General features: G+C 39.1%; 10 protein-coding genes. 8 read left to right on the top strand and 2 right to left on the bottom strand.

Features of this window, described 5'->3' with window-relative positions:
- The first annotated feature begins 167 nt into the window (after positions 1-167).
- The 6 genes from FNN09_RS19385 (at position 168) to FNN09_RS19360 (ending at position 6,226) form a co-directional block, all read left to right on the top strand.
- Positions 168-599: a hypothetical protein gene (locus tag FNN09_RS19385; RefSeq protein ID WP_143304143.1), complete on the top strand. Its 432-nt coding sequence runs from the start codon at positions 168-170 to the stop codon at positions 597-599.
- 454 nt (positions 600-1,053) lie between these two features.
- A complete protein-coding gene (locus FNN09_RS19380) occupies positions 1,054-1,542 on the top strand; it encodes a cysteine hydrolase family protein (RefSeq protein ID WP_143304142.1) in 489 nt (162 codons plus the stop codon).
- Between the two features lie 94 nt (positions 1,543-1,636).
- On the top strand, positions 1,637-2,170 hold the full coding sequence (locus FNN09_RS19375; protein ID WP_143304141.1) for a hypothetical protein: 534 nt from the start codon (positions 1,637-1,639) through the stop codon (positions 2,168-2,170).
- 579 nt (positions 2,171-2,749) lie between these two features.
- Positions 2,750-4,048, top strand: a complete 1,299-nt coding sequence (locus FNN09_RS19370) for a cysteate synthase (RefSeq protein WP_185969073.1) — start codon at positions 2,750-2,752, stop codon at positions 4,046-4,048.
- A 5-nt stretch (positions 4,049-4,053) separates the two neighbouring features.
- Positions 4,054-4,629, top strand: a complete 576-nt coding sequence (locus tag FNN09_RS19365; protein ID WP_143304140.1) for an alkylphosphonate utilization protein — start codon at positions 4,054-4,056, stop codon at positions 4,627-4,629.
- A 376-nt stretch (positions 4,630-5,005) separates the two neighbouring features.
- On the top strand, positions 5,006-6,226 hold the full coding sequence (locus FNN09_RS19360) for a cation:proton antiporter (protein ID WP_143304139.1): 1,221 nt from the start codon (positions 5,006-5,008) through the stop codon (positions 6,224-6,226).
- Positions 6,227-6,275: 49 nt separating this feature from the next.
- Here FNN09_RS19360 and FNN09_RS19355 read toward each other — a convergent pair whose 3' ends face one another.
- Positions 6,276-7,889, bottom strand: coding sequence for a dipeptidase (locus tag FNN09_RS19355; RefSeq protein ID WP_221932544.1), 1,614 nt, complete (start codon positions 7,887-7,889; stop codon positions 6,276-6,278).
- A 206-nt stretch (positions 7,890-8,095) separates the two neighbouring features.
- Here FNN09_RS19355 and FNN09_RS19350 point away from each other — a divergent pair, with 206 nt between their 5' ends.
- Complete coding sequence (locus tag FNN09_RS19350; protein WP_143304138.1) at positions 8,096-9,184, top strand: lactonase family protein; 1,089 nt, start codon at positions 8,096-8,098, stop codon at positions 9,182-9,184.
- Positions 9,185-9,503: 319 nt separating this feature from the next.
- The gene (locus tag FNN09_RS19345) at positions 9,504-10,442 is read left to right on the top strand and encodes a TIGR01212 family radical SAM protein (protein WP_143304137.1); all 939 of its coding nucleotides are present in this window, start codon (positions 9,504-9,506) and stop codon (positions 10,440-10,442) included.
- Between the two features lie 22 nt (positions 10,443-10,464).
- Here FNN09_RS19345 and FNN09_RS19340 read toward each other — a convergent pair whose 3' ends face one another.
- Positions 10,465-11,601 carry an adenylyltransferase/cytidyltransferase family protein gene (locus FNN09_RS19340; RefSeq protein WP_255434195.1) on the bottom strand — a complete coding sequence of 379 codons (1,137 nt, stop codon included), beginning with the start codon at positions 11,599-11,601 and terminating at the stop codon, positions 10,465-10,467.
- Positions 11,602-11,616 lie beyond the last annotated feature (15 nt).

Here is an 11,616-nt window from a genome sequence, read left to right as displayed (position 1 = left end):
TTATATTTAGATCAGAAAAGAAAGCTTGGCATTGCCAAAAGAATACAAAAACAGATTGACAAATATGGATTTAACCCTGATGAACTCAACTTTGCATCAAGCTGATTTACAGGACTTAAATTTTACGTTAGTCAGAATTAACCCAAATCAAGTTCAACATAAAAAATATGAAATATTTTATCGACAAATTGCAAAGAGAGACTTTGAACCAAGTCATAGAAAAGGTAAATCAAGCTCTAATTGATGATGAATTTGTCACAAAAATAAATAACAATGTGATTACTTTTAAAAGTCCTCACAATATGATGCATTCGAAAGTTGGTAACAAATACAGTTATGCACGATTAATTAAACGAGGTAAGGTTACATTGACAGAAGATTATAACCAAATAGCCTTTAATTTTAAAATAGAACTCTTTTTCCCAATACTCTTTGGTATTATTATAGCATCCGTATCCAGTGTTTTCTTAATTAGATATTTTGACTTACCATCGATTCCAGTAATTTCAATTATTCTTTTATTTCTTGGACTGCTAATGATATTTCGTATCAGAAGTAATATTGATAAAATTATGAATGCCATAAAGACAAGACGGTAAATTTAATGCTTACAGCTATTTTGATTTTGACCTAATCGAATTAAATGGCTGGATTTAGTTACTGAGCTATAGGCTTTCAATAAGATTAGAATTGAATTCAAAATAATTTGAAACTGTCAATATAAAACAATACAAATGCCACCTACAAGAGTGCTAATATTAAACTATAATAACTATTGCCAACAATGGCTAATAAATCAAAAGTGAGCCGACTCTTTTTTGGTAGGTTCTTAGCTTCGGCAACCACCGCCAAATCGTTGATTTGGCTTTCGAAATGAAAAATTAAAAACAAATACAACGCTTTGGCTCAGCTCAATTTTGGAAGTTAGTTTGGTTAAGATTCCATACACTTCATACGGCAGGCCGTTGCGTTCAAGTAAATAATACAGTGAATAATGGCATTGAATTAAATATTTAACTTAACCATCTAATAAGGAAGCAAAAAGTAAGTAAAATGAGCAAAGCATTAGTCATAGTAGATATTCAAAATGATACACCCAAGAATTACAAAGAAGTAATTGACAATATTAATACAGCCATTGATTGGGCAGGCAATAATGGGATACATGTTGTTTATATAAGGCACGAAAATTTATCAGCTGGTGCTAAAAATTTCTTACCTGGTACAGTAGGGGCTGAGTTAGCTTCGGACTTGAAAATTGCATCAGAAAATATTTTCACAAAGAATAAAGGAAATGCATTAACATGTGAGGAATTGACAGACTTCATTGGTAAGAATGAGATTAGTGAGTTCTACATAGTGGGAGGAGATGCCACTATTTGTGTTAAATCAACTTGTTTTAATTTACGTAAGGCCAACTACGAGGTCGCTGTATTATCCGATGGCATTACCAGTTGGAGTAAAAAGAAAATTCCAGAAATGCTGGCGTATTATGAAAGCAAAGGCTGCAAAGTAATTAGTTTGAATGACTTGTTGAGCTAATAGAAATTCAACTTCCTTAGCATCTCGAAGATGCTTAGGAAGTCTACGATTTAACCCCACGCTAGCGCAGAATATATCATTAAAGGTTATTATCATGGAAAATAGTAGAGTTATTTTGTTTTCTTTAATTATTCTATTTGGGTGTAAGGATAGTGATGGTAAAAGAGAAACTATAGATTTATTTAACGCCCCAGATGAAATTGAACAAACAATGTTGACTGTTCACACTCTATTAGATTCAATTTCCAAGAAGGGTGATGTTGTTGGTTATTTTTTTGACTTGAACAATTCTCTTTTTATTAATGGAAAATTGCAATATGATTTAACAGATGATCTTAAAGTGAAGCGCTATTATAATTCGAATGCGGTTAATGCAAAGTTTAATGCGGAAATACTCAGTAAAACAATATTTTTGCGGAGGAACTTAATTCACGGTGGGTACTATGATAAATCATTTGGGATATTTTTATTCAATTATAAACCTGCAGAGGAAAATCGATATGAAAACCTTTTGTATTTAATGGTTAATCCCACGAACGACACCATTATACGTAGTAATACATTAGAAAAGTTGGTTCAAATTGAAAGGGTTAAGAATATCTCTCTAGTTAAACCTACAAGTAATTGATTTATCTCTCGCTAGCGCAGATTTGTAATCTGTGCTACTAGAGTTAAAGTAAATTTTAATTCCTTAGCAATATCTCTGATTTACTCGTATACGTTCCTCAAATCTGAAGGTGTTTCTTTTATCAGCCTTGCTGTTCAAGACTGGTTTGATGTGTTTAAGTAAATGGCACGGATTTCAAATCCGCACCAGCAGTGGGATAGAAATCAAGCTAGATAACATTGTTTTAATTAAGACAGTTTTTTAGCGTCATGTTTTATGGCCTCTCTTTTAAATTGCTTTCGTTTAGTCGAAAGCTTTAGAGAGACCGGGAAGCTGAGAACTTGTTCGAAGATCGCCAGGCCGCACTTAAGCTTGAGATAAAAAAAGAGAGTTATTTAAAAAGTAGCCTTGATCTTTTTTCCTTAGTTTTTTGGATCAAGCTAAAAAAAGTAAGTCCGGTTTGGGCGGATAGCCCAATTGATAAAACTATTTAGGACAACATTGCTAATAAACCCTATCATCCATCTATGTTTTTTGCCTGTATTTTTCTCAAGCCGGGCAAAACTTCTATTTTTGTGGCTCAAAGATCACAACATTATTATGACAAAAGAATTCAAAGCCACTCCTTACAAATTGGAGTCAGTTAAATCCGGCAATCAATTTGAAGATGCAGGTTGGACACTTGACGCACCTAACGAGCACGAATGTAGTTTGGTACGAGCCATCTACAACAAGAAACAGATAGAGGTAAAAGATGCCTCATATGGTGTATTCCGATTTGCCGATTGGTTACCTGTACATAAGATGTTGGAAGGATCTTCGGCCCCTGTTACCTATAAGAGTGAAGGACTAGCCAAATACCTTGGCTTATCCGATTTACACATCACATTTAGTGGTTACTGGCCCGAGAAAGGTGCTAATTTCCGTACCTGTTCGTTTAAAGAAACTGAAGCTTACTCTGTTGGAGGACGCTTGCAAAACGATGACGGAACCATATTGGTGGTGGCATCGGCGGGCAACACGGCTCGTGCATTTGCGCGTGTTTGTTCCGATAATAATATTCCTTTGTTACTGTGTGTGCCCGAGGATAATATTGATGCCATGTGGTTTGATGAACCCATTAAGGATAATGTGAAATTGGTGGTAACCAAGTCGGGAAGTGATTATTTCGATGCGATCCACTTATCGAACATGGCTTGTGAGTTGGATGGTTTTGTAGCCGAGGGCGGTGCTAGAAATGTAGCGCGTCGCGATGGTATGGGAACCACCACTTTGTCGGCGGTTACAACTATTGGACGTATACCAAAATACTATTTTCAGGCGGTAGGAAGTGGAACGGGTGCCATTGCGGCCTGGGAAGCCAATAAACGCTTGATTGCAGATGGTCGTTTTGGCGATCATTTTATGAAGTTGATGGTTTCGCAGAACGAACCATTCTTACCAATCCACGATGCATGGAAAGCGCAATCGCGCCGCATGCTTCCGTTAGATGATGATACGGCTCGTAAGCAAGTTGAAGAGATTGATGCAAAGGTGCTTTCAAACCGTAAGCCTCCTTATTCGGTGTTTGGTGGTTTATACGATGCCATGAAAGAAGCAGGTGGTGATGTATTAACGGCTTCTAATGATGCTGCTGCGGCGGCAGGTCGCATTTTCGAAGAAACTGAAGGTAATGATATTCATCCGGCAGCAGCTGTAGCAACAGCTACATTAATTCAAGCGGTAAAGGATGGTGTGGTTGATAAGGATGACTGCATTGTGCTGAATATTACCGGTGGAGGAGAGAAGCGCATTAAAAGCACCAAAGAGATGAGTTATTTAAAGCCTGCTCATGTGTTTGATATTACGCCAGAAATGGCTGATGTTGAAAAGGTAATGAAGCAGTTATTTAACAAATAGAGGCCATGAGTGTAGAAAAATCATTAAGAGCGCGTAGTGGCGATAAGTGTGAGTTGTGTGGGAGTGAAGAAGGCTTGGTCGTTTATCAGGTAGCACCTGTTAACGCAGCTGATGCATCAGAAAGTGTGTTGGTATGCTCCACTTGTCATGATCAAATAGAAAAGCCAGACACGATGGATGCCAATCATTGGCGTTGCTTAAACGATAGCATGTGGAGTACTGAAGCACCTGTGCAGGTAATGGCCTGGCGTTTACTGAACCGTTTAAAGGCCGATTGGACACAGGATTTGCTTGATATGCTTTATCTGGATGAAGATACCTTGGCATGGGCTAAAGCCGATGGCGATGGTTTATCGGACGATGAAGTTGATAAGTACATTGATAGCAATGGTGCTGAGCTAAAGGCTGGCGACAGTGTTGTGTTAATAAAGGATTTAAATGTGAAAGGAACCAGCTTTGTTGCTAAAAGAGGAACGGCTGTTCGTAACATCATTCTGTCGAATAACGATCCTGAGCACATTGAAGGAAAAGTGAATGGTCAGCACATTTACATCCTTACCAAGTACGTTAAGAAAAACTAAGATATATTGAATGTTCATGCAAGGGTGACTATTTTATATCGGCTCTGTATGATTTTTAGTGGGTAAATAGTATTTATGGTCATCTCCTCGTTGGCCTCCTAAAAAAGGGGATGGATTTAGAAGATGTTACTTAGCGAGACCGGGAAGCTGAGAACTTGTTCGAAGATCACCCGGCCGAACTTAGTAACAACAAATAAATCAATTGCTTTTATTAGGTAGCCTTGACTTTCTTTGTATACTTTCTTGCGTCAAGGCAAGTAAAGTATAAGCCTCGCGGCTAGAGCGACGATTGTAAATTAAAGAATAGTTACCCATTGTAAATCATATAGCACCTTTATATTTAAAGTATTCACCCTTTATGATTTAAACTCTTGTTATGCTATTAAATATCGCTTTAATTGTTACTGCGGCACTTGTGCTTTATTACCTTTTTACCTTGATAAAGCTACCGGGGATTTTAGGTTTGATTGTTGCCGGGGTTGTTGTTGGGCCAAGTGTGTTAAATGTGGTTGATCCTGAGGTGGGCATTATGCTTAAGGAGTTAAAGACTGCCGCTTTAATTGTGATTTTAATAAGAGCAGGCCTGGGAATTAATCGCGAAACGCTTCATAAAGTAGGTCGGCCAGCTATTAACATGAGTTTTATTCCAGGTGTTATTGAGGGGAGCATAGTGATGTTGGCGGCTCATTACTTGCTTGACTTTACATGGATTGAAGGTGGTATTATAGGTTTTATCATTGCTGCTGTATCGCCAGCAGTGGTAGTGCCAACTATGTTAGATCTTAAAGAAAAAGGCTTTGGTAAGAAAAAGGAAATACCAACCCTTGTTTTAGCAGGTGCCTCGGTTGATGATGTGTTTGCCATTACCATATTTGGTGTTTTTACAGGTTTGGCAGCAGGCTCATCTATTAATATGCCTTATTTGCTTTGGAGTGTTCCTGCAGGTATCTTACTGGGTGCCTTAATAGGCGTTTTGCTAGGTTTTATTCTAGTATGGTTCTTTAAAAAATTCCTTATACGCGATACTAAAAAGGTCATCATCTTTATGATTGTTGCTGTGGTTTATTATGAGCTGACCGAACTGGAAAGCTTAAAGGAAGTGATACCCTTGGCAGGCTTATTGGGTATTATGGCCATTGGATTTATTATACTCGAAAAATATAGCCAATTGGCCAAACGACTTTCTTCTAAATTTAACAAGGTTTGGGTTTTGTCCGAGATACTTTTATTTGTATACATCGGTACTGAGGTTCGAATTAATGAGTTAGATGCCTCTATTGTTGCAACTGGCTTGCTGATACTATTGATTGGGCTTACAGCACGAAGTATTGGTGTATGGCTGGCTTTAGCAGGTAGTTCATTAAATTATAAAGAGAAGTTGTTCTGTGTAATAGCCTACTGGCCCAAGGCAACAGTACAGGCTGCTATCGGTGCCGTTCCTTTAACCTTAATTGGAGCCGGCAAGTTGGGCGATGTTTCGCTTGAAACGGGGCAGATGATATTAGCCATGGCTGTGCTTAGTATTATTACCACCGCACCTTTGGGAGCAATCGGTATTAAGGTATTTGGTCCAAAATTATTAGATAAAGCGCAATAAAAAAGCCCCTTGCAAAGAGCAAGAGGCTTTAGACGTTTTAGTGCTGAGCTTAAAATCCTAAGCCAAATTTAGCCCAATATTGTTCTTCCAACTCTTTCCAACGTAACATGGTTGCGCCAGTAAAATCATTGGTGTATTTGTTAATTAGTACAGCAGCTTTTTCTTTCTTACCTTCTTCGATTAGTTTAGAAATACGTGCCTCTAATTCTTTCGTTTCAGTTTGTCCTTTTTCTTCAAAATAAGCTACCTCATTAAGCAAGCCTTCTTTTGTTGATTGCCATGCCAATGTTGCTAGTTTATTGGCTTTGCGATATTGCCAAATGGCAGCATCCTCGCGGTAACGTTTTTGTCCGCAGTACTGAAAGCTCTCAGGTAATTCTGTAGCACCCGAATAAATTGGTATGCGAGGCGACTGTCCCGGGTTATCAAAGCTGAACCAGGCGATGCCACCAATTTCGTCTGGTAACCAATCGCGTAATTGAATAATTTCAGAGTAAGAACACCATGATACGGCTACAGTACGCTGAAATTCAACAGTACCCTCGTTGAGTGCTTCATATAAATTGCGTTCATCGCGGCCCATCCAAGGATTGGCAATTGGAGATTTAATGGTGTCTACGCCGATTTCCTCTTTGTCGTCGTTGTATTTCTTTTTCGTCACCATTAAGTTTTGGGTCATATCGTATTTTGTACCCTCATAGGTTTCGCGGTAAAGAGCCATCACATCTTGAACAGATACTTTTTTATCTGGCTTAACAGAAAACGGAATTTCATCTGCTTCAAAATCAATATTTAAAGACGGAGCCAAGGCATTTAAAATGAAATACTCACGTATTTTAAACGGTTTCTCAACATCACCGTAGGCTTTCCAAAATTTGAAAGGCTTCTCACCATCCCAGCGTTCCAGCTTTTTGGCAGCAGAAAAAACATTTTTCGACGCCATAAAGTGATCTTTATCTTTAAGGTCGATTTCACCAATGCGAGAGATGTTTGCCGAAACACCTACATGACCATCCGGAATGCGTTGAGCCGCCCAAATGCCACCAATCTTGTCAGGACCTTCACCCACAATTTCTAGCTGCCAAACTTCTTTTTTGTCGGCAATAGTAATGCACTCGCCCCAATCGCCATAACCGTACTCTTCAATTAATTCGCCGATTAGCTTGATGGCATCGCGAGCAGTAGAGCATCGTTCCAAGGCAATACGTTCTAATTCTTCAATTAGGAACATGCCATTTTCGTTAACCAACTCTTCAGGTCCAACGAATGTTGTTTCTCCAATCGCCAGTTGCTTTTCATTCAAACAAGGATAAGCGGTATTTAAAAAACTATAGGTTTCTTTGGCCTGGGGAATGGTGCCAACTTCAGTCACCTTACGCATATCCCAAGGTGTTTCTGTTTTAAGTTTGCCCTTGTAAATAGGTGTTGTACTGCCCTTTTCATATTCTTTACCTTCCTCAATGGTTAACCAGGTGCGGTAGCGACCATCGCAGGTATGAGATGTCATAACCGAACCGTCGGTTGATGCGCCTTTACTCACCATTATACTGGTGCATGTTTCACCAAAGAAAGGATCATTTTTTTGATCATAAATACTTTGCCCTTGAGTGCTTATAAAGGTGCAAAGCGTAAGGATAATGATTGTTGTCAAATGTTTCATCATGAGTATTTTCCTTTTAAACTTGTTTGTTGGAGGCTAAAGTAATAAATCAAGTTATGATCGAAGCAAACAAACGTCATGTATATGCTTTAGCTTATTAAATTAATACGAAATAATTACCTTTAACACAGTTTGAAAATATCTATTCATTTAGTTTTTCACTTTGTTCCTTATCCTCAAATATTTTTAGTTACTGTAAAGCATATGCCATGATAAAGTTATTTAGTATTGTATTGACCATGTCGGTGTTAGTGGGTTGTCAGCTTAATGCACCTAAAGAGAATTATGCCTTTTATCTTGGAACCTATACCGATGGAGATAGTAAAGGGATATATAAATATGAATTGGATAATGATGGGCACTTAAGTGGGGGCGAGTTATTGGCAAGTACCACTAATCCATCTTTTTTGGCTTTTGCCAATGAACAAACCGTATTGCTTGCTGTAAACGAAACCGATGTTGATGGTAGTGGTGGCATTGAATCATATCAAATTAACGACTCAGGACTGACTAAGCTGTCAAGTTCCAAAACCGGGGGAGCGCACCCTTGTCATTTGGATGTAAATAAGTCTGGTAAGGTGCTTGTGGCTAACTACACGGGTGGAAATATTGGGCAACTACAAGTAAGTATGAAAGGGGAGCTCTCCCCATTAGTGGGTGTAGCCCAGCATACTGGTCAAAGTATTACGCCAAGGCAAGAAGCACCTCATGCGCATTCAATCTGGTTTACCGATGAAAAAAAGGCTATTGCTGTGGATTTGGGCATTGATCAGTTAATCTTTTACGAGTTGCTTAACGGTAGTTTGAAGCGTATGGATAGCCTTAAGATGGAAGCAGGAGCAGGCCCTCGTCATTTAACGATGCATCCGAAAAAAGAAATATTATATGTGATTAACGAATTAAACAGTACTGTATCTGTTGTGTCAAAAAAGGATGGTAAATGGCGTTTGCATTCTTCATTGTCAACACTACCCGAGGGATATGCGCAGGACAGTTATTGTGCCGATATTCATATTTCACCCGATGGACGTTTCTTATATGCTTCTAATCGAGGACATAACTCCTTGGCCATCTATCAAGTTTCGAATAGTGGCTTAGAATTATCCTTATTGGGGCATGAGGCAGTTAGGGGAGAGTGGCCTCGTAATTTCGCCTTGACCAAGGATGGAGCGTTTTTAGTAGTGGCCAACCAACACTCGAACAACTTGGTGGCTTTTAAGCGGGATGAGAATACAGGGCTGTTGCTTTTTAAAAGTCAAATAAAGGCTTTTAGTCCCGTTTGTGTATTGTTTGAATAAGGTAGATAAATTACAAGGATTTCGCCTTTAAGCATTTTAACTACCTCCCAACTTCGTGGTACTTTTGCTTGGCAAGGAGGAGAGGGATGGAAAACCGTCCCCTCCTGAATTTTAGGAGGGGTGCCGACAGGCGGGGGGTGTAATTAGTTTTAAAAGCAATTTCCCTGAGGTAAACTCCCCATGATAAATAAGGTTGGGCATTACTAAGTGTTTTTAAGTGTCTCCATAAAAGATGAAAGGATTGTACAGTGTTTTCCCGATAAGTGATTCTTTGAAACATCCTTTTTTATTTATCTTTGCGAGCTAAAAAAATAGACGTATGCAATTTCCCTGGGGGCACGATAAACGCTATAACGATTATAGCTCATATATTAGAAGAACGTTTGGAGAGCGCGTTCAGAAAGTGTCGATCAACGCTGGTTTTACATGTCCCAATAGAGATGGGTCAAAAGGAACGGGCGGTTGTTCTTTTTGTAATAATACTACGTTTAACCCGTCGTATTGTGGTCCTGAGTTAAGTATTCAGGAGCAGATTGATAAGGGCACTTCCTTTTTTCGCCCCAAATATCAAGCTCAACAATACTTAGCCTACTTTCAGGCTTATAGCAATACCTATGGCGAAACCGAGTTTTTGATTGACCAATATCAACAGGCTTTAAATCATCCTAAGGTGGAAGGGATCATACTTGGTACACGACCTGATTGTATATCCGATGATTTATTGGAGCATTTGAAAAAATGGCAAAAAGACTACTACATTGCCATTGAATTGGGAGCCGAATCCACCTTAAATACCACATTGGATAACATCAATCGTGGGCATTCTTATGAAGAAACGGTGGATGCTGCACAACGAATTGCTGCTGCTGGTATTCCTGTTGGTTTGCATTTGATACTGGGCTTACCTGGAGAAGATAGGGAGCAGTTGTTAAAACATGCTGATGAAGTATCGAAACTACCCATTAGCTTTTTAAAGTTACACCAATTACAAATTGTAAAAGGCAGTGCTTTTGAAACATTATATGAGCAAAATCCCAGTCACTTCAACTTGTATTCGGCCGAAGAGTTTATTGATCTAGTCGTAGAGTTTGTTGAGCTTATGAACCCCAATATTGTTATGGAGCGCTTTATTAGTCAGGCTCCATACGATTTGTTGGTAGCACCCAAGTGGGGAATCAAAAACTTTGAATTTGTGGCTAAAATAGAGAAGCGATTGGCAGAACTGGATAGCTGGCAAGGTAAAAGGTTTAAAGCATAATATGCTCTAAACCTTTTTTGCGTTAGACGCTTAAATTCTTTCTTCTGATCTTTATTTTCATAGCACCCTTAATTGGTTTTTCGGCTACCAATATGAGGTAACCACCACCTCCAGCACCCGCTAGCTTCCAAGCTAAAGCTTCATCCTTGTACTTGTCAATTGCAGCATTAATATCCGAATTAACCATGGCAGGGAACATTGCTTTTTGGGCATCAAAAGAATCTGAGAATGTTTGGGCAAATCTTCCTAAGTCTCTATTTTTTATCGCTTCCCAGGCTCCATTGGACGCATCGGCCAAGGCTTTGGTGTTTTCTGGATTAATATCGGTTTGCTTCAAAAGATCCAGATCGCTTTTGCGTGGCCATAAAAGCACCATGTAAATATGTTCCTCTAGCCAAGTTAGAATCTCTTCGTTATGGATCGACTCGAATTTATTTGGCCAATACTCCCCATTGTAATAATGTCTAACGAGTCCTGGCATGCAAATGCCAATGGCATCTTGTGCTCCAGACACAAGTTCTGCGCCCGGCGAGTTTTCATATTTGAACAACATTTCAGCCAATTTTTCTGGTCTGTCAATCGGCAGATAATGTGGCCATATTCTTTTTGCAGCGTTTCGCGTAGACGTTGACATGCCACAACGTTCGTTGTATTCGATTATTGGTTCGAGCGATAGGGTTATAGCCCATCCAGCATGGTGCTTGGATACGTATGGTTGGTCAATCCATGTGCCAGCCAAATCAATGCGATAGGGCAATAAGCAGTTATCCGATGTGCGTATATCAGTGGTTGAACGTTTGGGTAAGCCTATTTCAGGAATTCGCTCCAGAACTTTCAGCTTAATGCCTAGCTCATTACACAACTCTTCTTTAGCTGGAGAGAATCCATCTTCATTAACAACAAAGTAATCGGGTTGTAAAGTTCTTACTTCGTGCTCAAAATCCATAATGCCAGAGCCTGAGTTTACAAAGGCCTCCTTAACGAATTTGATGGATTGGATCATATAAAGACGTTCTGCTTCACAATTAATTGTATCACGACCTTTGAGTTCACTAATGGTATTATCCGAACCTATACCAACATGCAGTTCACCATATTGTGACGCTTCTTTAAAAAAGGCAACATGACCACTGTGAAGCATATCAAAACAGCCGGAAATACTTTCTTATTCATG

The organism is Carboxylicivirga sp. M1479, assembly GCF_007097485.1.
GTDB lineage: Bacteria > Bacteroidota > Bacteroidia > Bacteroidales > Marinilabiliaceae > Carboxylicivirga.
This window is presented reverse-complemented; position numbering and strand designations above follow the sequence as displayed.